24 protein-coding genes are annotated in these 21166 nt (G+C 54.5%); 10 read left to right on the top strand and 14 right to left on the bottom strand.

The window, feature by feature from the left end; all coding sequences use genetic code 11:
• Positions 1-243 precede the first annotated feature (243 nt).
• Positions 244-1329 (top strand): hypothetical protein, encoded by a 1086-nt coding sequence (locus DEO48_RS02450; protein WP_109844263.1) that lies wholly within the window; start codon positions 244-246, stop codon positions 1327-1329.
• 310 nt (positions 1330-1639) lie between these two features.
• Here the strand turns inward: DEO48_RS02450 and DEO48_RS02445 are convergent, their stop codons facing one another.
• Together DEO48_RS02445 and DEO48_RS02440 are read right to left on the bottom strand one after the other, a co-directional pair.
• Positions 1640-2077: a VOC family protein gene (locus tag DEO48_RS02445; RefSeq protein WP_109844262.1), complete on the bottom strand. Its 438-nt coding sequence runs from the start codon at positions 2075-2077 to the stop codon at positions 1640-1642.
• Between the two features lie 82 nt (positions 2078-2159).
• A complete protein-coding gene (locus tag DEO48_RS02440) occupies positions 2160-3317 on the bottom strand; it encodes an MFS transporter (protein ID WP_109844261.1) in 1158 nt (385 codons plus the stop codon).
• 133 nt (positions 3318-3450) lie between these two features.
• On the opposite strand from DEO48_RS02440, the gene DEO48_RS02435 reads away from it, so the two are divergent.
• Positions 3451-3987: a MarR family winged helix-turn-helix transcriptional regulator gene (locus DEO48_RS02435; protein ID WP_109844260.1), complete on the top strand. Its 537-nt coding sequence runs from the start codon at positions 3451-3453 to the stop codon at positions 3985-3987.
• A gap of 24 nt (positions 3988-4011) precedes the next feature.
• The gene (locus tag DEO48_RS02430; RefSeq protein ID WP_109844259.1) at positions 4012-4935 is read left to right on the top strand and encodes a LysR substrate-binding domain-containing protein; all 924 of its coding nucleotides are present in this window, start codon (positions 4012-4014) and stop codon (positions 4933-4935) included.
• A gap of 47 nt (positions 4936-4982) precedes the next feature.
• On the opposite strand, the gene DEO48_RS02425 is transcribed toward DEO48_RS02430, so the two are convergent.
• Positions 4983-5453, bottom strand: a complete 471-nt coding sequence (locus DEO48_RS02425; protein WP_109844258.1) for a hypothetical protein — start codon at positions 5451-5453, stop codon at positions 4983-4985.
• A gap of 266 nt (positions 5454-5719) precedes the next feature.
• Here DEO48_RS02425 and DEO48_RS02420 point away from each other — a divergent pair, with 266 nt between their 5' ends.
• The gene (locus DEO48_RS02420) at positions 5720-6196 is read left to right on the top strand and encodes a WbuC family cupin fold metalloprotein (RefSeq protein WP_014883727.1); all 477 of its coding nucleotides are present in this window, start codon (positions 5720-5722) and stop codon (positions 6194-6196) included.
• Between the two features lie 64 nt (positions 6197-6260).
• Here the strand turns inward: DEO48_RS02420 and DEO48_RS02415 are convergent, their stop codons facing one another.
• The 7 genes from DEO48_RS02415 to DEO48_RS02385 form a co-directional block, all read right to left on the bottom strand.
• On the bottom strand, positions 6261-6800 hold the full coding sequence (locus DEO48_RS02415; protein WP_109844257.1) for a cysteine hydrolase family protein: 540 nt from the start codon (positions 6798-6800) through the stop codon (positions 6261-6263).
• Positions 6801-7137: 337 nt separating this feature from the next.
• Positions 7138-7737 (bottom strand): NAD(P)H-dependent oxidoreductase, encoded by a 600-nt coding sequence (locus tag DEO48_RS02410; RefSeq protein ID WP_047741998.1) that lies wholly within the window; start codon positions 7735-7737, stop codon positions 7138-7140.
• Between the two features lie 73 nt (positions 7738-7810).
• Positions 7811-8404: a TetR/AcrR family transcriptional regulator gene (locus DEO48_RS02405; protein ID WP_109844256.1), complete on the bottom strand. Its 594-nt coding sequence runs from the start codon at positions 8402-8404 to the stop codon at positions 7811-7813.
• Between the two features lie 34 nt (positions 8405-8438).
• Entirely contained in the window at positions 8439-11528 is a 3090-nt protein-coding gene (locus DEO48_RS02400) for an efflux RND transporter permease subunit (RefSeq protein ID WP_109844255.1), read from the bottom strand.
• Positions 11525-12634 carry an efflux RND transporter periplasmic adaptor subunit gene (locus tag DEO48_RS02395; protein ID WP_063408872.1) on the bottom strand — a complete coding sequence of 370 codons (1110 nt, stop codon included), beginning with the start codon at positions 12632-12634 and terminating at the stop codon, positions 11525-11527. Before DEO48_RS02395 ends, DEO48_RS02400 begins: the two co-directional genes overlap by 4 nt.
• Before the next feature lie 74 nt (positions 12635-12708).
• Positions 12709-13323, bottom strand: coding sequence for a TetR/AcrR family transcriptional regulator (locus tag DEO48_RS02390; RefSeq protein ID WP_109844254.1), 615 nt, complete (start codon positions 13321-13323; stop codon positions 12709-12711).
• Positions 13324-13492: 169 nt separating this feature from the next.
• Positions 13493-14326 carry an SDR family oxidoreductase gene (locus DEO48_RS02385; RefSeq protein ID WP_109844253.1) on the bottom strand — a complete coding sequence of 278 codons (834 nt, stop codon included), beginning with the start codon at positions 14324-14326 and terminating at the stop codon, positions 13493-13495.
• 96 nt (positions 14327-14422) lie between these two features.
• On the opposite strand from DEO48_RS02385, the gene DEO48_RS02380 reads away from it, so the two are divergent.
• Positions 14423-14791: a MerR family transcriptional regulator gene (locus DEO48_RS02380; RefSeq protein ID WP_109844252.1), complete on the top strand. Its 369-nt coding sequence runs from the start codon at positions 14423-14425 to the stop codon at positions 14789-14791.
• 44 nt (positions 14792-14835) lie between these two features.
• Here the strand turns inward: DEO48_RS02380 and DEO48_RS02375 are convergent, their stop codons facing one another.
• Positions 14836-15150: a PTS sugar transporter subunit IIB gene (locus tag DEO48_RS02375; RefSeq protein ID WP_109844269.1), complete on the bottom strand. Its 315-nt coding sequence runs from the start codon at positions 15148-15150 to the stop codon at positions 14836-14838.
• A gap of 113 nt (positions 15151-15263) precedes the next feature.
• The gene (locus DEO48_RS02370; protein ID WP_109844251.1) at positions 15264-16175 is read right to left on the bottom strand and encodes a LysR family transcriptional regulator; all 912 of its coding nucleotides are present in this window, start codon (positions 16173-16175) and stop codon (positions 15264-15266) included.
• Positions 16176-16274: 99 nt separating this feature from the next.
• Between DEO48_RS02370 and DEO48_RS02365 the strand changes: the two genes are divergently transcribed.
• From DEO48_RS02365 to DEO48_RS02355, 3 genes are all read left to right on the top strand, one after another.
• Positions 16275-17390 (top strand): alkene reductase, encoded by a 1116-nt coding sequence (locus tag DEO48_RS02365; protein ID WP_109844250.1) that lies wholly within the window; start codon positions 16275-16277, stop codon positions 17388-17390.
• Entirely contained in the window at positions 17387-18106 is a 720-nt protein-coding gene (locus tag DEO48_RS02360; protein ID WP_109844249.1) for an SDR family oxidoreductase, read from the top strand. Before DEO48_RS02365 ends, DEO48_RS02360 begins: the two co-directional genes overlap by 4 nt.
• A 64-nt stretch (positions 18107-18170) precedes the next feature.
• Positions 18171-18710 (top strand): ester cyclase, encoded by a 540-nt coding sequence (locus tag DEO48_RS02355; RefSeq protein ID WP_109844248.1) that lies wholly within the window; start codon positions 18171-18173, stop codon positions 18708-18710.
• A gap of 39 nt (positions 18711-18749) precedes the next feature.
• On the opposite strand, the gene DEO48_RS02350 is transcribed toward DEO48_RS02355, so the two are convergent.
• A complete protein-coding gene (locus DEO48_RS02350) occupies positions 18750-19217 on the bottom strand; it encodes a DUF1348 family protein (RefSeq protein ID WP_063408878.1) in 468 nt (155 codons plus the stop codon).
• A gap of 103 nt (positions 19218-19320) precedes the next feature.
• Here DEO48_RS02350 and DEO48_RS02345 point away from each other — a divergent pair, with 103 nt between their 5' ends.
• Entirely contained in the window at positions 19321-19899 is a 579-nt protein-coding gene (locus DEO48_RS02345; RefSeq protein ID WP_109844247.1) for a TetR/AcrR family transcriptional regulator, read from the top strand.
• Between the two features lie 51 nt (positions 19900-19950).
• Here DEO48_RS02345 and DEO48_RS02340 read toward each other — a convergent pair whose 3' ends face one another.
• Positions 19951-20730 carry an SDR family oxidoreductase gene (locus tag DEO48_RS02340; protein WP_109844246.1) on the bottom strand — a complete coding sequence of 260 codons (780 nt, stop codon included), beginning with the start codon at positions 20728-20730 and terminating at the stop codon, positions 19951-19953.
• Between the two features lie 90 nt (positions 20731-20820).
• Here DEO48_RS02340 and DEO48_RS02335 point away from each other — a divergent pair, with 90 nt between their 5' ends.
• Entirely contained in the window at positions 20821-21159 is a 339-nt protein-coding gene (locus DEO48_RS02335) for a helix-turn-helix domain-containing protein (protein WP_023311611.1), read from the top strand.
• The last annotated feature ends 7 nt before the right edge of the window (positions 21160-21166 follow it).

Below are 21166 nucleotides of genomic sequence, written 5' to 3'. Positions count from 1 at the left end.
AGCGAATCTTGGCTTCTTGCAATTGAAGGAGTTACCCATTTTGAACAAGCTGATACGCAGCGTATGTCTGTTCTCAGACATCACTGCTGGGACATAAGAAGAACGTCAGTAACGGGTTTGTGATTAATTCCTTTTAGGATACGCGCAAAGAGTATAAAGTAGTATGCTTAAAAAATTATTTAAACCGATGTTTTGTATCTGCACATTTTAATTCATGAAAAAACTTTAAAGGAAATTAAGTTGATGAATAAAGTAAGTTCAGAAAAAAAGAGTAGTTTGATTTTGGCTGTTGCTTTAATTTTAGGGTTGGTTATTGGCATGGTTTTGTACATGGCTTTAACAAAAATTGGCGACTATTCAAATGTTATTTCTGCTTTCGCTGGTGCTTTGGTAGCAATATTTATACCGTTATGGCAAACTTATGTTATCCAAAAATCCCGATTATCATTAGAAGTGAATGGTATTAGTCGAAAAGTTTCTGAGAAGGCAAAAATATCACTTGATGAACATTCTGAATTAGTCTTTCTTAGAAAAATAAAAGGACGAGAAGCACGCACACCTTTTTTCATAGTTGATGGCCTTCCAAAAAGAACTCCTCCAGATAGAGCTATTTCTTTAGATGAATTGGAAGATCTATTAAACAAAGCGAAACAAGAGTTGAAAGATGCGCCTGAAAAAATCGCTGAGCGCAAAGCTAATTTGGAAAAAATAAACTCTTTCACAAAAGATAATTTTACAAAATATGAATGTGGCAAACTCAATCGCCCGCTTCATCCTGAAATAGAGTACAATCCTGAAAATGTTGAATCCACTCTAGAAGAATTTAAAAAACATTTCGAAGAAAGTCTCAGTGAATTAAAAGAAAAACATGAGGAATTGCAATCATCTATCCCTGCAATTGAAAGGAAAGTTCATCAAATTAAAACGGAGCTTATTGAGAATAGATCATTTTTTGAAATATCTGCGACATTAATTAACTCAGGTAGACTTAACACATCCATTAAACGACCGGCTTTATTTCGAGTTTATATCGGGAAAGAAAATTACATTGATCTAAAATTAACGCTTAATGATTTTGAAGTTAAGTCGGAGATATCTCCTAACTCAACGGTTGTTAGCACTTTTTCCTCAACTGATATATCACAATTACCAGAAGAAGACAGGAAGCTTATCAATACATATTGGGGGCAGAGCGTTCAGTGCAAACTTTTCGTAGAAGATGTTCATGGCGAACCTTCTGGTTCAAATTCAATTGCGTTTTCAGAAGGCTTATATCAGAAAATAATCTTTGATCGTTTGGCTGTTGTCGCGACAAGTCACAGCATTTAGCATTTTTTAATTTTTTGGTGACGAAATTTTGACGCCATAAATGTCCTTTTATGGCGTTGAATATTTTCATAAAAAAATGATATTTTACATGGATAATGAATAAAATATTTGTCAAGTATCAAGTGACGCTTTTTTCATGATTTCGTCTTACTATTTGTATTTGGCTCTTTGTTACTTATGTTGTTGATAACAGAAAATGGTTAGCCAAGCCCATTTTGCTGGCGATGTGGTTGGGATTATTTATTTAGTGGCCCTCCCGCTTTCGGCGCGCGCCTACACAAGTCCACTTCCCGCCAAAAGTAAAACCCATTTACCCCCGCAGCCACGGCGTAATCGTCAGCCCGGTAAGCAAGCCTTCCGGGCTGAGCAGGCGAGTGACGGTTTGCCCCCACGGTTCCGTGCGGTTAGCCACCAGCAGCCGATAGCCTTTTTCACTCAGAACGCGGGTAGCCCAGTCCAGATCCTGAACCTCGTACTCGACCCATCCCTGCGGTATCGGGTGCTCAACTGGCCACTGTTCTTCTCCAAAACAGGACGCAGCCGCCTGTGCGAGCGGCCAGACGGCGAAATGCTTCACGCCTTCCAGCTGGCCCTCTTCAGTGAGCAGATAATCGGTATTTCCCTCCATCGGCTTCAGCGGAAGGCCGAGTGTCTGGACATAAAACGCGGTGCTGGACTCCGTATCCCGCGAAATGGGCCCGAACCCGGCGACGAACAAGACATCAATTCCCGGTAACGTCTGCGGCATATCCACTCCTGAATGAGGTGAAATTCACCCTGAATTTATCTTACGATCGGCGGAAATACGACTCTCAAATCTGGTATCGCATTCACCGTGCCTGCGCGTCCGCAACGGGTTTAAAATTCAGCGCGATGACGAGCAGCAGCACGACTCCCGCACTCATGATCAGCCATGCGCTGGTCAGCGAGACCGAACTGTCGCGAACGATCCCTGCAATTAACGGCATAAGCGCGGCAATCATGTATCCGCCGCCCTGAACTTTAGACAGTAACTTCCCGGCCTGCGCGGGCGTTCGCGCATGATCGAACGTAACGATGAGCGACAGCGGGAAGAGGGCGCCGATCCCGGTGCCAAGCAGCAGCGTGGATAACACCGGCGTCGTACCCGGCGCAAAGACCAGACACAGTAATCCTGCCAGCAGCAAAAGCAATACGGCGATCAGCGGCACGCGGCGGTCGGGAAACTTACCGATCAGCGCGGAGACGGCAAACCCGGCGACAACCTCGGTTAACGTCAGCCAGGCCAGCATGTAGCCGCTGTTGCGTGCGGACCATCCCGCCTGAATGTAAAGCGGGGGCAGCCAGGCCAGTACCAGCGTGTAGGCTCCCGTTCCCACGCCGAAAAAGATCGCCAGTAGTACTGTCCGGGAGGACGAGAGCGTGACGGTTTCGTGGGCTGTTTTTTCCCCTTGAGGATGCTTAACCAGGGTTAACCACAGTATCAGCGCAAGCAGCGCTAACAGCCCGGCCATTGCCAGCGCGGGCTTCAGCGTGAGCCATGAAAACAACGGTTCGGCGCTGGCGGCGGAGACTGCCGCTCCGGCCATAATGCCCGTGCTGAAAAGCGACATTACCGTGCTGGCCGTTTGCGTATATTCCTTTTTTATCAGGGCAGGCATTAACGCCTGGATCGTGCCTATGCTGGCCCCGCCCAGTAACGCGGTGCCCATAAGACTCTCCGGTGAGGCGCTAAAACCGCGCAGCAAACAGGCCGCAAGCAGGATAAAGAGCCCGAGCATAATTCCCCGTACGGCGCCGACTCTGGCTAAAAGCCAGGGCCCACACAGGGCGGCCAGCCCCATCATCGCGACCGGTAGGGTAGTCAGCAGGCTGAATTGCGTGGCGGTCAGCCCCGCTTCGCGCTGCAGCACGGAAAACAACGGTCCGACAGAAGCCAGAATGGGGCGCAGGTTCAGCCCGACGATAAAAGCGATAACGGCGAAGAGTAAAGGCGACGTGCGTTTCAACGTGGAATCCTTTTCGGTTGTGAATGGCCCGGGCAAATTGCTACGAGCATTTATCTTAACGTTAAGATAAAATATGTTTTTGCGTAAGATGTACCGCACAACAGGATAAATTCGCACGCCATCAGGGGTGAAAATGCAAGACCACGTAGACTTCGTTGTCGGCCAGTGGAGCCGCGCCATGCCGGAGCTGGACGCCTCGTCGATGAAAATTTTTGGCCGAATGCTCCGGCTGATGAAGCATCTGGGAAAAGAACGGGCGCAGGCCATGGCGCAGTTTGGTTTTCGCGAGGGCGAGTTTGACGTGCTCGCCACGCTCCGCCGCGCCGGTGAGCCGTACTGCCTTTCCCCCACGCAGCTGTATAAATCGCTGCTGATCACTTCAGGGGCGATGACGAACCGGCTCAGCCATCTCGAACAGCTTGGGCTTATCAGGCGAATTGCCGATCCGGATGACAAGCGCAGCACCCTCGTAAGGCTGACGCCGCACGGGCAGGAGCGCATCGAACAGGCGCTGATCGTCCATACACAAACGCAAAATGCGCTGCTGAGCAACTTATCTGACGCGCAGCGCACGCAGCTTGAGTCCCTCCTCAGGGAGCTGCTGATGAAGTTTCCGTCTGAGGACCTGAGCGACAGGTCACCGAGTGCCGATAATACAAACACTGCATAGCTAAACCTCACAGAAAGGGAACGTATGTCTTTACCGCCACTGTATGCGCTGCGCGCTTTTGAAGTTGCCGCGCGGCTGAACTCCTTCAGCAAAGCGGCTGAAGCACTGAATATCACGCCGGGCGCGGTCAGCAGGCATGTCCGGACGCTTGAACAGTGGTTCGACTGTGAGCTCTTTAAACGCCAGGGGCCGCGAGTGGAGGTCAGTGATGCCGGACGTATTCTGGCCGGACAGCTCAGCGAAAGTTTCTCCAATATTGAGTGGGCATGTCGCGCATTCAGAAGTGAAAACCACCTTCTGCGCCTCAAAGCTCCCAGCACCCTGACGATGCGGTGGCTTCTGAATGTGCTTAAATCCTTTCGTGAGAACCACGCAAAGCCAAAAATTGAAATTGCCAGCGTCTGGATGGACTTCGACACCGTTGACTTCAGCCGTGAGCCCTATGATTGTGCGATCCTGCTCGGTAATGGCTATTTCGGCGAGTCAACGGAAAGCAGGCTGCTCTTCAGTGAATGGCTCATTCCGGTTTGTACCCCGTCGTTGCTTGAATCTGCCCGGCATCAGCTTGCGCAGTGCGAGCTTATTCATCCCTCCCAGGACAGACGGGACTGGAAGCGCTGGCTGAAAAGAACGGGGTCATTCCCCGGACTCGACGTAAGTCGAGGGATAGTATTCGACACCCTGGAGCAGGGAAGCCTGGCCGCCATGCACGGTCACGGCGTGGCGATGGCCGATCTCCGCCTCACGCTCGACGCCCTGAAAAGCGGTCTGCTCGCGCTGCCCTTCAGGGAAGCTATCGCAACCGGCGATGGCTATTACCTCGTCTGGCCGAAAAACTCGCTCAGAAGACAGAGTATTGAAAGGTTGCTGGCGTGGCTTAACCTTAATGCGCCGGTGCTGCCTTCGTTGGATATCGTCTGTCTTGATTATAGCGAAAAGCGGGTTTAATAAATGGCGGAATATTTATTGAGGGATATTCCGCAGATTGAGCGTATTTATGCGTAGGGAATATTCGCCATCTGTTTATATCGCTCTGGCAATGCGCTGTTCAGGTTGAGCAATTTATCCAGAATATAAAGCGCAGGCGTCCCCTTTGCGCGTTCAGCAGCGATCAGCGCCGTGCGTAACAGATTGGCAGCCGACGTCATGTCACGGAAATACTCCTCAGATTCACGCGTCTGAGTTTCGCCTGACGCGGCGTAACGCACCTTTGGCCAGTCCGCAAAGTCTAGCAGCGGAAGGATCCCATCTTCTTTTGGCAAGTGTGCTGAGAGCAGCTCTTCGGCGTTACCCGGATTGCTTTGGGCGAAAGCCAAAAGATGCAGTCGATGGATGAAAGGCGAAAGCGCCTCTGAGCTTTCCTTTTCTGCTGAAAGTAACGTTATCAACTCATGCACATTTGCCTGGACGCTAAATTTATGAGGCGAGATGATATTCATTACAAGGAATAAAACATCGAGTGTCATAGGTGCTCCATACAGGCTTAGTATTATTTATTTTTCTATCCCAGGGGTGAGTGGATGGTATTTCAGCGCCGTCGCTTTTGAAAAACGATAAATAGTGGGAATCAATGTGAGTTTTACTCAACGTTGCGCTTTGGAGTGCGATCACGCGCATCCTCACGTTGCAGCGTTTTGTTTCACAAACGCCATCGCTCATCGACCGTCCAGAATGGTATAACGTCGTGCGGCAATCGGGTTGCCGCCCGCTGACTCCATTCACTAAGGTGTATATGAAACAAATTACGTTCAGTGACCTGCAGCAACAAAGCGAGCAGGCTGCCAATTCTCCTCGCTTACGCGCGCACCGCAATTTACATCCTGAGCTGAGCGACCCGGTACAGCGCCTGGCTATCGCGATGGAGCCTGGTACCTATGTTCGCCCTCATCGCCACCCGCACACGTTTGAACTGCTGACGGCTCTGAGCGGTCGCTTTCTGGTGTTGAATTTTGATGACAGCGGTAACGTGACCCAGCGCGTGGTGTTAGGTGAAGACTGCAAAGTGCTGGAGATGGATGCCGGTACCTGGCATGCCGTGCTGTCGCTGGATAAAGGCGGCGTCATTTTTGAGGTGAAACACGGCGGCTATCAGCCTGTTCCGGAGCATGATACCGCCCCGTGGTCACCGGCTGAGAACGCGCCCGGTAGTGCGGAGCTGATGAAATGGTACGCTCAGGCGCAGGTGGGTGACGGAGGTTTTACCCTGTAATTTTCTCTACTTTTCCCGACGCGCGGAAAGGCGCGCCGGGATAGAAAGAGACGATCCCGCTAACTCAACTGACCGTATTAAAATGCCAGCCGCTGGCAGTCGACAGCATCACGAACGGGCCGGCCAGCGTGCTGTTGTGATGCGCAATGATGTCAGTGGCGGATAAATGTGCGTTATCCATTGTGGTATGCGCATCTGAAATCAATATCGTCCTGAAGCCCACCTCCGGCGCGGCCCGGCAGGTGGTGTCGACACAAAATTCTGTTTTCATCCCGGCAATGACCAGCTGTTTGATGCCTCTCTGATTAAGTTCACGCAGCAATTCGGTATCCCGAAAACAGCTGGGATGGCGCTTGGTGAAAACAACATCCTGCTCCTTCACGTCCAGCTCGGGTATCAGCTGCGTTAACGGCCCCTTCTCTGAGAAGGGGGAGTCGTCTGATCCAACATGGCGGGCAAAAAAGACGGGTACCCGAGCGTGGCGCGCGTTGGCTATTAACAAACGGATATTTGCCAGAACGGCATCGGCGGAACAGGGTGAGACCGGGCCCCGGAAGAGGCCCTGCTGCATGTCGATAATTAACAGAGCATTGTCAGAAATCATTTTCTTTCTCCATTCAGAGGGTGGTGAACGGAGAGGTATTTCCCCGTCCAGGCTGGCGGGGATTGAGGTTCTGTTTGTCAGTAGTTCGCTACAGATACGCCTACGCCGCCGAAGGTGCCGGTGGTGGTGAGGGTGGTTGTTGGCTGAACTGACTGATACATGGAATGACCTTTGTTTATTCATTCCGCTATATGCGGAATTATCACGTTAGTTATAGCGTTGCTTAACTCATTGCTTCAAGACACCAACTTGAGTAGGGGTACGATCAAGCGGCAGGAAGCTGTCAGCAAAGGCTCGTAACCTGCTGTGCACGCCTTTGCTGACTGAATAGCCGGGATTATTTAAGGCTCTCAAGCCCCTGCAGAAAATCCTCTACCTGCTCAGGCGTCGCCGCGTCTGCCTGGTAAAGGATATCGAGCTTAACGTTCTTCAGCCCGCAGAAGCCAAACACGCCTTCGATTATCTGCGTCTGAATCGCCGTCGAATAGCCGTGTTTGTCGAATCCGGTGAGATCGCTGCCGCCGGTGGCAATCAGGCGGACGGGAACATCGCGTAAGCTGCCCACAATCCGGCCATCGTCGGCCACCTTATACGCCCAGTTCAGGGTTAATACGCGATCGAACCAGCCTTTCAACAGCGCGGGGACCGACCACCAGTACACGGGGAAAACAAACACCAGCATATCCGCTCGCTCGACGCGCTGCTGCTCGCGCAGAATATCTTCAGGAAGGGCGCTCGGATCGCCGTGATACAAATCGAGATCGGCGCGGGTCATCGCCGGATTAAACCCTTCAGCATGCAGATCGGCAATTTCAACCTGCGTACCTTGCTCGCGTAATTTTCCGGCAATACGGGCTGCCAGCGAATGGGATAACGAATTGTCGACAGGATGAGCCGTCACGATCAGTGCGTTATTTATGGCATTTGTAGCAGACATAGCGACCTCGAATGGGTGAGAATTGACGCCTATATTACTATTGGTAACTTAGGTGTCAATCCGCCCCCAGCGATCATTTTGTGCTATTCACGTAGGTCTCCAGCACGCCGGTCATGGCGCCGCTGAGCGTATCTTCCGCCACGTTCCGGGCGAGCACGCCGTTGCCAGCGGCGGTGCTGAGCGCGTCCGCGGCGCCAATAATGGCCGTCAGTACCGCTTCTCCCTGAACGCCTTTCAGAGTAACAAAAGGGGAAAGCGCGGTACGCAGGCAGTCGGCACATTCGGCCACGCATGCCTCACGAAACGTCTGCAACGCGTGGGATCCGGACAGCGCGGCAGCAATCGGCCCGGTCTCAGGCCCGGCGCTAATGGCGCAGTCGATATAGGCGGCGCTGAAAAAGCGGATCGTCTTCTCCAGCGTTTTGCTGTCGACCGCCAGCGTGTCGCGGAATTTCGCCAGCTGCCGGTCGCTATAATCCTGGTACAGCGCCATCAGCAGCCCTTCACGATCGCCAAAGTGATCGTAGGGGATAGGCTTGGTCACGTTGGCGCGTTCGGCCAGGTAGCCAAGGGTCAGCGCCTCCGTGCCTTGCTGACGTACGATTCCGCGCGCAACCTCCAGCAGCTGCACGCGGCGGTCCTCTTTTCTTAAGCGCTTAACAACCATGCTTTCCTCAGAAGTGTTATCTACTCATGGTAGTTTACACGTTTTCTGCAGGGTGCTGCACTCGTTGTTCCGCTGGGCGGATCCGGAACCAGATCGCATACATCGCGGGCAGGAAGACGAGGGTGACGATCGTCCCGCCCAGCGTGCCGCCTATCAGCGTGTAAGCCAGCGTGCCCCAGAACACCGAATGCGTCAGGGGAATGAACGCCAGCACGGCGGCTATGGCGGTCAGAAGGACCGGGCGTGCGCGCTGGACCGTCGCTTCAACCACCGCCTGGAACGGCTCGAGACCGTCCTTCTGGTTATGATCGATTTGACCGATCAGAATCAGCGTATTGCGCATAAGAATGCCGGAAAGGGCGATCAAGCCGACCAGCGCGTTGATGCCAAACGGCTGATTGAAAATCAACAGCACGGGCACTACGCCAATCAGCCCCAGCGGCGCGGTTAAGAACACCATCACCATCGCCGAGATTGAGCGCACCTGCAAAATGATGATCAGCAGCGTCAGGGCAATCATGATCGGGAACAGCGGAATCATTGCCTGCGTGGCTTTGCCCGATTCCTCAATCGAACCCGCCATGTCTATTCGGTATCCGGCCGGCAGCGCATCAACAATCGGCTGGAGCTGCTTCATGACGGCGACCGACACATCCGGTGGCTGAAGATTGTTAGCGATGTCGCCCCGCACGGTAATCGTCGGGGTGCGATCGCGGCGGCGCAGGATCGGATCTTCCATACCGATCTCAATCTTGCCGATTTGCGACAGCGGAACGCGCTGTCCCGCATTGCCGACAAGGGTGAAACCCTCGATTTTTGCCGGATCGAGACGGATGTCTCCCGCCGCGCGTCCAATAACCTCTACCGAGCGAATATCCTCCCGCACGGAGGTGACGGGCACGCCTGAGAGCAAAAACTGAAGCTGATCGGCAACGGCACTGGAGGTCAAGCCGGTCGCCTGCAGGCGGTTTTGATCGAGGGTGAAATGCAGGACGGGAACGCGTGAGCCCCAGTCGGTGTTGACGGTTCTCATCATCGGGCTCGCCTGGAGCACGGCTTTCACCCTGTCAGCGATGTCATGCACCTGTTCGACATCCGGCCCCGACACGCGCCAGGCAACCGGGAAGGGCGAGTACGGGCCAAACACCAGCTGCGTTACCCGTACGCGGGCTTCGGGGGCAAGGCCGTTGGCGACAGCTTCTCTCAGCCGGAGCTTGAGCGCCTCGCGCGATGTCTCGCTGTCCGTCAGGATCACGATTTTCGCAAAAGACGGGTCGGGCAGTTCAGGCGCCATCGCCAGATAAAAACGGGGCGAGCCCTGACCAATATAGGCCGTGACAATTTTGGCTTCGGGCTGCTGGCCCAGCCACGCTTCTATTTTTGCGGTTGCGGCGCTGGTTTGCTCAATCGAGGTACCGTATGGCATCTGCACCTCAACCAGTACTTCCGGGCGATCGGAGGTCGGGAAGAATTGTTTTTTAACCAGCCCCATCCCGAGCACGGCCAGGATGAAAATGGCGACCACCGACCCGGCCACCCGCCATTTTCTGGCGATAACGCGGGCAAGCAGCTGGCGAAAACGGTTATAGCGAGGCGTGTTATAGATGGCGGCATGACCCCCTTCTACTTTAGGGATCGCCGGCAGGATCTTCACCCCAAGATAGGGCGTGAACACCACCGCGACAAACCACGATGCAATCAGGGCGAGGCCGACAATCCAGAACATATTGCTGGTGTATTCCCCTGCGGTCGACTGGGCAAAGCCATTTGGCATAAAGCCAATGGCCGTCACCAGGGTACCGGCCAGCATGGGCGCAGCGGTATGGCTCCAGGCGAAGGCCGAGGCTTTGATTCTGTCGTAACCTTCCTCCATTTTCACCACCATCATTTCGATGGCGATAATGGCATCATCAACCAGCAGGCCGAGGGCGAGGATCAACGAGCCCAGCGTTACGCGGTCAAAGTTTATCCCCGCGGCTTTCATCACCACGAAAACGACCGCCAGCGTCAGCGGGACCGCCGCCGCAACGACAACACCCACGCGCCAGCCCATGCTGATAAAACACACCACCATGACCACAAGCAGGGCGACGAAGAATTTGATCATGAACTCATCGACCGACGAGCGAATATTCACGGACTGGTCGGTGACCTTGGTCAGGGACATGCCCAGCGGCAGGCTGTCATTTATTTTCGCCGTTTCCGCATCCAGCGCTTTCCCCAGCGCCAGACCGTTCCAGCCTTCACGCATCACGATGCCCAGCAGAAGGGCGGGCTCATGCTGATTACGTATCAGCATCGTCGGGGGATCTTCGTAGCCTCGCTCAACCGTTGCCACATCGGACAGCTTGAGCGTTTTGCCCTGAGCCACAAAAGGCGTATCGCGGATTTTCTGCAGTTCATCGAACGCGCCGTCCAGGCGGATAAAAATCTGCGCGCCTCGGGTCTCAATGGAGCCCGCCGCGGCTAACGCGTTCTGGCTGTTGAGGGCGTTGAAAATATCCTGGGGTGAGAGCCCTATCGTCGCCAGACGGTCGTGGGAGAAGGAGATGTAAATCCGCTCGGCCTGTTCGCCGATAATGTTCACTTTCTTCACGCCGGGAACGTGCAGAAGCTGCTGGCGCAGGCCTTCGGCATCGCGTACCAGCTGCCGCTGCGGTTCGCCTTTCGCTTTCAGCGCAAAGAGGGCAAAGGTGACATCCGAGAATTCGTCATTGATCACCGGGCCGATGACGCCCGCCGGAAGTCGCTGCGATTCATCTCCAAGCTTCTTCCGCGCCTGATAGAACTCCTCCTGCACTTCGGCAGGCGGGGTCTTGTCCTGCAATGACAACGTGATAAACGCCATGCCGGGACGGGTATAGGTTTCGGTACGGTCATACCATTTGAGTTCCTGCAGGCGCTTTTCCAGCGGCTCGGCGACCTGATCCTGAATTTCCTGCGCGGTGGCGCCCGGCCAGACGGTTATCACCGTCATTTGCTTTACCGTGAAGGGCGGATCTTCCGCGCGTCCGAGCCCAAAGAAGGCGTAAATTCCGGCAATCGTAACCAGAACGATCAGAAACAGCGTAATGGAACGTTCGCGGACGGCCAGCGCCGACAGGTTGAAGCGGCTTCCGCTCATGGCGTATTCTCCGCCAGGGCGGCGTTGCGTTGCTCGGCAAGCCTGACGACCTCACCTTCGTGCAGAAGATGGGCACCTAACGCAACAATCTTCTCACCGGGCTTCACGCCGCCCGTGACCTGCGCCGCATCTTCACCCACGCTCAGCACCCTGACGGGCGTCCATGCGACCTTTGCCGGCTGGGCGGAAATGCGCCAGACGCCGGGACCTTTTCCTGCATCATAGAGTGAAGCCAGCGGGACCTGCATGACCTGACCTTCCGCTTTATTGTCCTGAATGTTCAGCGTGACGGTCGCCCCCAGCGGCGCGTTCGCCAGCAGGCCATCCAGCACGTAGCGGGCTTCATACGTGCGGGTCGCGGCATCGGCCGAGTCAGACAGCAGGCGCAGCGTTGCGGTGACAGGATGTTTTTCATTGCCATACAGCGTGGCCTGCGCTTCGCTGCCGACGGCAGGACGCAGCGTTTCCGGAAGCTGGACGAGCGCTTCACGCTGTCCCGCTCTGGCGAGCCTGATCGCCACCTGTCCGGCGCTGACGACCTGACCCGGCTCGGCGAGCGTCTCCATGACCACGCCGTCTGAATCCGCCAGCAGTACGGCATAGCCCGTGGCGTTTTGCGCCACGCTGGCCTGCGCCCGGGCGGCGCTGAGATCGGCCCTGGCCGTATCGGCCGCCGCTTTGATCTGGTCATACTCCGAGGCAGACACCGCGCCGGACGCCACAAGTCCACGATAGCGCGCCTCATCGCTGGTGGCTTTGCGCGCGCGCGCCTGAGCCGCATCCACCGCGCGCTGCTGCGCTTGAGCCTGTAATTTCAGGTCAACCGGATCCAGGCGCAGCAGGGGCTGGCCCTGTTTGACGGTCTGCCCCGTATCGACCAGCCGCTCAAGGATTTTTCCCTGAACTCTGAAACCTAAATCGCTTTGCGTTCTTGCGACCACCACGCCCGTGAAGGCGCGGGCGCTATTGTTCGCTAGCTCGACGGAGGCGGATCTGACGAGCGGTGGCTTGGTGCGCGGATCGTCACTCGCGGAAATATCGCCGCACGCCACCAGGGCAAACGGCAGGAGACAAACGGCAACGCGGGCTGAAGTGAGCCTGAGCATGGGAAACCTTTTTGACGTAACAGGACGGTATCCGCATTCTCTGACTAGTGACCAAAATTGTCAATGGTCACAAATTAGGGGGCCAGGCTTCTTAAAATCAGTGAAGAGAGAAGCACCGCCGCTGTGGGGGCCATTTCGAGGTTGTACTGTAGCTGAACGGGGTTAATGTAAGGACACATCACCATGTAGACGGCACAGGTGACTTCATCCAGCGGCGTTTTTCTTTCAAACTCGCCGGCCTGCCTGCCTTCGATAATGATGCTCTCAATCAGCTTCATCAGGCTTTCTGCATACCGTTCAGTCGACGGCCACTGCTCGCGCGCCGCGACGGCGGCGATGTCGTAAAGCTTACGGTCGTGGAAAAACAGCTCGCTTCCCGCCTCGGTGAGCGCTTTGAAAAGGCGGCGGAGTTTTTCGCTTGCTGACGGCGCATCCTCAATGGCGGAAAGCACCGCCGCCATGATCAGCTCCAGGCGGTTAGCGCAGATCACCTCGCCGATAGCCTGTTTGGAATCGAAAAACTTATAAATGTAGGACTTTGAAAAACCGATGGATTTAGCCAGTTCGGCGACGGTGGTTTTTTCATAGCCGTAGTGGCCGAAGTGCTCAAAAGCCGCTTCGACGATTTGCTCTCTGACAGCGTGGTCAAGGGGGCCACGTGATGATGGGGGATTCATATTTTTAGTCATTATTTAAGCTTAGCGTGACGGGCTACGATTAACAACGAGTGACCATTTTGAGATTTGGTTACCGTCATTCATCATGAAACGTTCAGACGGGACGATCAACCAGGTGGGGTAAGTGTATCACTGTTTTTCGTGCACTATGGCATCTATCTGTCTGCGATAAGCGAGGATTTCAGCGCAACTCCCTTGCGCTGAACAGAGCCGTTTTTGCGTAAGCCGAGCGCGGGCGCAATATTTTTTCAACGATAAGCACCAGACGCCTGCGCGTCACGAACCGGTGTTGCTGCCCCAGAAGCCCGTTACCGCATCCGGTAATCAGGTAGCTACGGTTACTCTCCATGGCCTTCAACGCCAGGATGACCACCTTGTGAGCGGGCATTCGTTTACCTACCGAGGCTTCCTCAGCATTCACCACATCAAAAAAGGCCGTATCCGTTGCGCCGGGGCAAAGCGCCAGGACGCGGATGCCCCTGGAGCGATATTCTCCCCACAGCGCGTTCGAAAACGAGAGCAGAAAGGCTTTGGTTGCGCCATAAATCGCCATATAGGGATCCGGTTGCATCGCGGCCGTTGAGGCAACGTTAATAATCACCCCGGAGCCCTGCTGCAGCATTCCCGGCAGCAGGGCGTGAGTCAGCTCCACGGGGGCCATGCAGTTTACGTTAATCTCATCACGCTGCCTGTCGATTGACAGCTTTTCGAATGGCCCGTAGGTGGCGAACCCGGCGCAATTAATCAGAATGTCGGGGACGCGTCTTAAGGTTTCAAGCCGTTCCACAATGTGGGGAATGGCTTCCGGCTTCACTAAATCCTGCACGATAATCGTGATGGAGACGCCGTGCTTTCTGACCAACTCTGCGGCAAGCGCCTGCAGCTTTGGCTCGCTGCGGGCGACGAGGATCAAGGCCACGCCTCGGGCGGCGAGCTGCCTGGCAAAATCACGGCCTATGCCCGAAGATGCTCCGGTAATCAGCGCTGTTTTTCCTGTATAATCAAAAGAATTCATATCTTTAATCCCGTTTCCCTAATGTATGCCGCACAGGATAAACCGTGCACTTAGGTACACGGTCAAGCGTGATTTTTCCAGGGTGAGGGCGACGCGATGCGAATTGGTGAACTGTGTGCGAAAACGGGATTGTCGAAAGAGACGGTGCGTTACTATGAGCGACAGGGGCTATTAGAGAATATCCCGCAGCCCAATCGCAGCAATAACTACAAACTTTATTCCGCCGTCGATTTACAGCGTTTAAACATGATCAAGCATGCCAAAATGCTGGGCTTTACCTTAGCCGAAATTGCAGAGGTTTTAGCTGTCTGGGTTGACGACAAATTTACCGCTGAGCAAAAACAGGCTTCTCTGCGCCGCAAGCTGCAGCAGCTTGAAGAGAAAGAAGCGGCGTTAATTGAACTCAGAGCCAGGTTGAAAAACGCCCTAAATAAGGTCGGCCAGCCTTGCGTCGACACGTTTTGATCGCCGGGTGAGAGGAGGCCGCAAAACCGATGCGGCCTTATCTGTCAGGCAGCCAGTTCAGGCATCTGTTCCTTCACGAAATTCAATACTTTCCTCGCGTCGAGAGAGGCATAGGGCACGCTCTCAATAATGGCGAGTGAACGCGTATTGCCCACCGTTTCTTTTATCTCATCGAGTTTGTACTGAATGTGCGGCGCGATGAGGAAACCATCGAAAGCGGGAGCGACGCTGGCGAAGTTATCCAGCCCAACAGCGCTAATCATCAGCGGATAGCCTTCGCGTTCTGCCAGAGACTGCATCTTTTTGGCGAGAGAGTTTGCGGTATTACCAAACAAACAACAGATCAGAAGCTTTTTCATATTTTTTTTCTCCTGAAAACCGCACACAGAGTAGTCCTGAGGTTGTCAGCGAAATGCGCGCCATCTCTTATTTTGGCGAGAAATTAACCGCAGATGCCTGACGCGATTTAATTTTACTGCTTTTTTAGCCAGTCGAGAAAAAACTGGCTAAAAGCCGTGACCTGAAGCGGCTGCAGTTTGCGCTGGGGGTAAACAAGCTGCAGGCCGACATCTTTGCGATCGTATCGGCTAAAGCCGGTGAAGCTGTCGGCAAACAGTACCGTGAGCCTTCCGGTTTCAACATCGTCTTTGACGTCCCACCACGATTTCCCCGCGATGCCAGCTCCGCTGAGTGCCCACTGGCGAAGTAAAGCCCCGTCGTCGCACACCATGGCTGGCTCTACGCGAACGACGCTTTCCTCGCCATCTTTTTCAAAGCGCCATTCGTTCATCACCACGCCCTGAGACTCAAGCGCCAGGCATCGGTGCTGAGCTAAATCGGCAAACGTGGCGGGGATGCCGCGTTCGTTAAGATACTCCCCGGAGGCGACCAGCACCCGATGGTTCGGGCGGATGTTTCTGACGACAAGGCTGCTGTCCGGCAGGTTGCCAAAACGCACGCTCATATCCAGCCGGTTAGCGACCAGGTCCTCAATGTGTTCTCTTAACGAGATGAAAAATTTAACGTCGGGATGGCGTCGTGAGAATTCCACGACGGCGGGGCTAAGATACTGTCTGCCAAAGTCCGAGGGCGCAGAAAGGCGAATGTTGCCGCTGAGCACGCCTTCCTTTTGCGCCAGTAACGACTCGGCGTGATGCACTTCTTCCAGCACGCGCAGCGCGGCATGGTAAAACTCTTCCCCGGCGCGGGTCAGCGCGATCGATCGCGTTGAGCGGTGAAACAGGCGCGTCTGGTAACGCTCCTCAATCGCCTTCAGCCTGGCCGTCATGGTGGCGGGAGAAAGCGACAGGCGTCGCCCGGCGGCAGAAAGACCGCCAGCCTCGGCAACTTCCACCAGTAACGCCATGTCTTCGAGTTTACCCATTATTCATATTTTCCGAAAAGTGCATCTGCTTTTAGCGTAATTATCAAAACCAGATGCCGCCTGTAAAGTGATTTCATCCAAACCATAAGGGATGAAAACATGCAACGTATCTCACTTTTTGAACGCTACAGGCTGGGTCAGCAGGACCTGAAAAACCGTATCGTCATGGCGCCGATGACCCGCGCGCGCTCCCTACAGCCGGGAAATATTCCCTCGGCGCTGATGGCGGAGTATTACCGGCAGCGGGCCAGCGCCGGATTAATTATCACGGAAGCCACCCAGATTTCGCCTCAGGGCCAGGGATACTCATGGACGCCCGGCATCCATTCGCCTGAGCAGGTTTCAGGATGGCAGCTCACCACTGGCGCCGTGCATCAGGCGGGCGGGGTGATTTTTTCGCAGCTCTGGCACGTCGGGCGAATGTCGCACGCCAGTTTTCATCAGGATGGTCAGCCCGTCGCCCCGTCAGCACTGGCGCCGGACGCGCAGGTGTGGGTGGTGAACGAAAAGGGCGAAGGCCAAATGGTTGACTGCCCGCAGCCGAGAACCCTCTCGCGCAAGGACATTCACAGCATCATCGCGGACTATCGTCAGGCGGCACTGAATGCCGTTCAGGCCGGGTTCGACGGCGTGGAGGTTCACGGCGGAAACGGCTATCTGATCGACCAGTTTCTGCGTCAAACCTCCAACAAACGCACGGACGAGTACGGCGGCACGCTGGCGAACCGGATCCGCTTTGCTCAGGAGGTGCTAAGCGCCATTGCCGAGGCCATTGGCCGCGAGCGTACGGGCATTCGCCTTTCCCCGTTTATTACCCAGCGCGGGATGAACGATCCGCAGGTGACTGAAGCCATACTCGCTCTCGCGGCCTGGTGTGAACAAAAAGGGATTGCGTTCATCCACCTGGCGGAAGCCGACTGGGACGATGCGCCGCAGGTACCTGAGCAGTTCCGGCAATCGCTTCGCGAGACCTTTAGCGGAACCCTTATCGTCGCGGGGAACTATGCCCTTGAAAAAGCGGAAAAGATCCTTGCTTCCGGCTATGCCGATTTGATTGCCTTCGGACGGCCGTTTATTGCCAACCCGGATTTACCCCACCGGCTGGCGCACCAGCTGCCTCTGGCCAAGGTCCGCGACCCCGCTACGCTGTTTGGCGGCACCGCGACGGGATATACCGATTACCCCATTTACACCCAGCAGGAGGAAACGTTATGACCCGTAAAACCTTAATTATCGGCGGCGCTTCCGGCATCGGTTTCGCCGTGGGCAGCCTGCTTGCCGGGCGCGGCGAGGAGATTATTCTTGCGGGCCGCGACGGCGCGAAGCTGGACGCTGCGCGGCAACGGCTGAGCGCCCACGCCGCGTCTGTTCATACCTTCGTGCTGGATATCAGCCGTGAGGCAGAGCTTGTCGCACTCGGTGAAACGCTGGCTGAGGTCAATAATATTGTCGTTACGGCGGGTTCACAGGCTCCGGGAGGGCTTCTTTCCGGGCTGGATCTCCGCGCGGCAAGGCTGGCCTTTGATACAAAATTCTGGGGAAGCCTCAATGTTGCCCGCTATCTCGGCGGGAACATCGCCCCCCGCGGTACGCTGACGTTCACCAGCGGGTTCGTGGCGCGTCGCACCGTGGCGGGCGCCATTGTTAAAACGACGATGAATGCCGCCATTGAGGCCGCGACAAAAGTGCTGGCGAAAGAGCTTTCACCGCTGCGCGTCAACGTCGTAAGTCCGGGGCTGACCGACACGGAAGCGTATGCGGGCATGGACGCCGCCGCGCGGGAAAAAATGCTCGCTGGCGCGGCGGAAACCCTGCCGGCCAAAGCCTGGGGAAGGGCGGAGGACATCGCTCAAGGGTATCTTTTCGCCATTGATAATCCCTTTGTCACGGGGTCGGTCATTGATATTGAGGGCGGGGCGTTAATTAACTGACCCTCTCTGATTTGAACCGCAGGAAATCGACTGCGGGTAATGTAATACTCTATTGAGAGATATCATGAAATATACGACGTATTTTCATTCGGCTGTAGCGATGGTTATTTTTGCAGGTCTGTCGGGCAATGCGATTTCCGCGCAGAGGGAATGGCTGCAGCCAAAACAGCTTATTGCAGACAACAGCCTGCCGCAGGCGCAATTAAAGGCGAATGAAGCCGTCGCCAGAGAATATGCTTCATTCTGGAACACGGGTAATGAAACCCTGGCGCGTAATGCCCTGGCGGCAGGCTTTATTGATAAAACGCCTCCGGAAGGGCGTAAGCAGGGGTCGGAAGGCGCTATTTTAGCTTCCCGCGCGTTTCGTGCAGCCGTGCCTGATTTACGCTGTGACGTTGAGCAGATGATTATTTCAGGCGATCGCGTGGTTTCGCATTTGCATTTTCACGGCACCTTCACCGGAACCTTTGGCAAGCTGAAAGGACAGGGGCAGAAAATAGATTTTATCGCCACGGATATTTATGAGATTGGTGACGGTAAGATTGTGGCTAACTGGCATATTGAGGACAACCTGACGCTGATGAAACAGCTGGGCGCGCTGTAAGGTCATCACTCCGGGGCTGCCCGGAGTGATGCGAAAATCCTATAAGCCAAGATCGCTCAGCGAAGGGTGATCGTCCGGGCGTCTGCCCAGCGGCCAGTGGAACAGCCGCTCAGAGGCTTTGATCGGCATATCGTTTACGCAGGCAAAGCGGCGCTTCATCAATCCGTCCGGCTCAAACTCCCAGTTTTCATTGCCGTAAGAGCGGAACCAGTTGCCGGAATCATCATGCCATTCATAGGCATAGCGCACCGCGATCCGATTCTCCGTAAATGCCCAGAGCTCTTTAATCAGACGATAGTCCAGCTCTTTTTTCCATTTCCGCTCCAGAAACGCCTGGGCTTCTTGACGGTTGGTGGCGAACTCTGCGCGGTTACGCCATTGGGTATCCAGCGTATAGGCAAGCGCGACTTTCGCCGGGTCGCGGCTGTTCCAGCCATCTTCTGCCAGTCTGACTTTTTCGATGGCGCTTTCACGAGTGAAGGGCGGTAAAGGAGGACGTGTGTTCATTGCGATTACCTCAGCGTTATATTATGTAGACAGATCTGTCTACTTGCGCTAATCTATGCCTGTAAAATAACGCTGTCAACATTCTTTTTGAGGCAAGCCAAAAGTGAAAACAGAACCCGCAGGCAACGATACAAAAATCAGCGTCAGAGATAAGATATTACTCACGGCGCACGATCTGTTTTATTCCACGGGCTTCAGGGCGACAGGGGTGGATACGCTGATTAAAGCGTCTAAAGTGACCAAGGTGACGTTCTATCGCCATTTTCCGAGTAAGAGCTTGCTTATTCTCGCCTATTTGCACTATCGGCATGAAATATGGATTAACTGGTTTGAATCCACGCTGCGTCGACATCTCGATGAAGGCGAAATACCTGCTGATGCGATATCTGCAACGCTTTACGAATGGTTTATTTCACCTGAGTTCCACGGCTGCGCGTTTATTAACGCCAGCGCAGAGGCGAAATCGGAAGATATTGAAAGCGAGATAAAAGAGATATGCCGCAGTCATAAGTCAGAAACAAAGAAAATTATTGCCTTGCTGACGAAGAGTGCAGATGAGCGCGTCGTCAATGAAATCATGCTGCTCATTGACGGCGCAATTATTCATGCACAGATGGGCATGGATTCAGAAGCGGTAAAACATGCGTTAAAAAAGGGCCTGGAGAAACTGTCCGATCGGTGATATTCCCCGGTGCTTAATCAACTCGCGCACCGAGCCGATTAAGCACCCGCGTTACACTGTCGGAATGGTGCCGCCATCAATCACAAATTCAGTACCGGTGATACTCGCAGCATGCGATGAAGCGAGGAAGACGATGAGGTTGGCCACCTCAATCGGTCTGGCAGGGCGTCCGAGCGGTATTCCACCTAACGCCTTCATAATAATCTGCTTACCGCCTTCGTAGTCTGTTCCTGCCTGCTTTGCCAGCCTCTCCGCCAGTGCAACTGCCGCTTCAGTTTCGATCCAGCCGGGCGCAACGCGCACCACCCGAACGCCCTTCGGTGAGACTTCCTTTGAAAGACTTTTACTGTAGGTTGAGAGGGCTGCTTTAGCCGCCGCATAACCCGTTGTTGATTCCGGTAACGGCAGCTCGCGCTGAATAGACGTCACGTGAATAATCACCCCATTTCCCTGCGCGAGCATTCCGGGAAGCAGGGCGCGATCTAAGCGTACTGCAGGCAACAAATTAAGATTGAGCTCCTGCTGCCACTCTTCTTCGCCAAGCGCAGCAAAACCGCCACCCGGCGAGGTTGAGCCGCCCGCAACATGGATAATCACGTCGACGCCTCCCATCTGTTCCTGAACCGCAGCTGCGACAGCGGCACATCCAGCGACCGTCGTAAGGTCCGCGGCGACGAAAGTATCTGCTATATCTACGTCCGGCTCGTGGCGCGCCGTGGTGAATACCGTTGCACCGAGTTGTTTTAAAAGCCCGACGACCGCTTTTCCGAGCCCTTTCGTGCCAGCGGTAACAAGCACGCGTTTGCCTTTAAAATCAATGACTAATGACATAACCTTGTACTCCCGTTATTTACAGTACAGGTATATTCAACATAGACTGAGAAATTGACAAGTACGCACGAAAAAGTGAGCTACTGAATTATGAGTAAGTTATATAGTCCGGAATCTGCCGCGAGCGGCGTGGAGCAAGTGTTACGGCTGCTGGAAGGCCGCTGGAAATTAATTATTCTTTTTCATCTTTTCGACGGAAAAGTGCAGCGCTACTCTGATTTCGAAAAACTGATCCCCGGTATTTCCCAGAAGATGCTGGCGCAGCAGCTCAGGCAACTTGAATCCGATGGTATCGTTTCGCGGATGGTCTACCCGCAAGTGCCACCGAAAGTGGAGTATCGCCTCACCGATTGGGGGCAGGCATTATGTCCGGCGCTTGATGCCATGCTGAAATGGGCAGAAAAGCGCGAGGCTTACGCAAGCCAGTAAACCCGGC

Source organism: Enterobacter sp. CGMCC 5087 (genome assembly GCF_003144775.1).
Classification (GTDB): domain Bacteria; phylum Pseudomonadota; class Gammaproteobacteria; order Enterobacterales; family Enterobacteriaceae; genus Enterobacter; species Enterobacter cloacae_M.
This window is presented reverse-complemented; position numbering and strand designations above follow the sequence as displayed.

What these genes read in the sequence shown, in the direction of transcription:
- DEO48_RS02450 (WP_109844263.1), top strand. Translation starts at nt 244, where the DNA reads ATGAATAAAGTAAGTTCAGAAAAAAAGAGTAGTTTGATTTTGGCTGTT.
- DEO48_RS02445 (WP_109844262.1), bottom strand. Translation starts at nt 2,077, where the DNA reads ATGCCGCAGACGTTACCGGGAATTGATGTCTTGTTCGTCGCCGGGTTC.
- DEO48_RS02435 (WP_109844260.1), top strand. Translation starts at nt 3,451, where the DNA reads ATGCAAGACCACGTAGACTTCGTTGTCGGCCAGTGGAGCCGCGCCATG.
- DEO48_RS02430 (WP_109844259.1), top strand. Translation starts at nt 4,012, where the DNA reads ATGTCTTTACCGCCACTGTATGCGCTGCGCGCTTTTGAAGTTGCCGCG.
- DEO48_RS02425 (WP_109844258.1), bottom strand. Translation starts at nt 5,453, where the DNA reads ATGACACTCGATGTTTTATTCCTTGTAATGAATATCATCTCGCCTCAT.
- DEO48_RS02420 (WP_014883727.1), top strand. Translation starts at nt 5,720, where the DNA reads ATGAAACAAATTACGTTCAGTGACCTGCAGCAACAAAGCGAGCAGGCT.
- DEO48_RS02415 (WP_109844257.1), bottom strand. Translation starts at nt 6,800, where the DNA reads ATGATTTCTGACAATGCTCTGTTAATTATCGACATGCAGCAGGGCCTC.
- DEO48_RS02410 (WP_047741998.1), bottom strand. Translation starts at nt 7,737, where the DNA reads ATGTCTGCTACAAATGCCATAAATAACGCACTGATCGTGACGGCTCAT.
- DEO48_RS02405 (WP_109844256.1), bottom strand. Translation starts at nt 8,404, where the DNA reads ATGGTTGTTAAGCGCTTAAGAAAAGAGGACCGCCGCGTGCAGCTGCTG.
- DEO48_RS02400 (WP_109844255.1), bottom strand. Translation starts at nt 11,528, where the DNA reads ATGAGCGGAAGCCGCTTCAACCTGTCGGCGCTGGCCGTCCGCGAACGT.
- DEO48_RS02395 (WP_063408872.1), bottom strand. Translation starts at nt 12,634, where the DNA reads ATGCTCAGGCTCACTTCAGCCCGCGTTGCCGTTTGTCTCCTGCCGTTT.
- DEO48_RS02390 (WP_109844254.1), bottom strand. Translation starts at nt 13,323, where the DNA reads ATGACTAAAAATATGAATCCCCCATCATCACGTGGCCCCCTTGACCAC.
- DEO48_RS02385 (WP_109844253.1), bottom strand. Translation starts at nt 14,326, where the DNA reads ATGAATTCTTTTGATTATACAGGAAAAACAGCGCTGATTACCGGAGCA.
- DEO48_RS02380 (WP_109844252.1), top strand. Translation starts at nt 14,423, where the DNA reads ATGCGAATTGGTGAACTGTGTGCGAAAACGGGATTGTCGAAAGAGACG.
- DEO48_RS02375 (WP_109844269.1), bottom strand. Translation starts at nt 15,150, where the DNA reads ATGAAAAAGCTTCTGATCTGTTGTTTGTTTGGTAATACCGCAAACTCT.
- DEO48_RS02370 (WP_109844251.1), bottom strand. Translation starts at nt 16,175, where the DNA reads ATGGGTAAACTCGAAGACATGGCGTTACTGGTGGAAGTTGCCGAGGCT.
- DEO48_RS02365 (WP_109844250.1), top strand. Translation starts at nt 16,275, where the DNA reads ATGCAACGTATCTCACTTTTTGAACGCTACAGGCTGGGTCAGCAGGAC.
- DEO48_RS02360 (WP_109844249.1), top strand. Translation starts at nt 17,387, where the DNA reads ATGACCCGTAAAACCTTAATTATCGGCGGCGCTTCCGGCATCGGTTTC.
- DEO48_RS02355 (WP_109844248.1), top strand. Translation starts at nt 18,171, where the DNA reads ATGAAATATACGACGTATTTTCATTCGGCTGTAGCGATGGTTATTTTT.
- DEO48_RS02350 (WP_063408878.1), bottom strand. Translation starts at nt 19,217, where the DNA reads ATGAACACACGTCCTCCTTTACCGCCCTTCACTCGTGAAAGCGCCATC.
- DEO48_RS02340 (WP_109844246.1), bottom strand. Translation starts at nt 20,730, where the DNA reads ATGTCATTAGTCATTGATTTTAAAGGCAAACGCGTGCTTGTTACCGCT.
- DEO48_RS02335 (WP_023311611.1), top strand. Translation starts at nt 20,821, where the DNA reads ATGAGTAAGTTATATAGTCCGGAATCTGCCGCGAGCGGCGTGGAGCAA.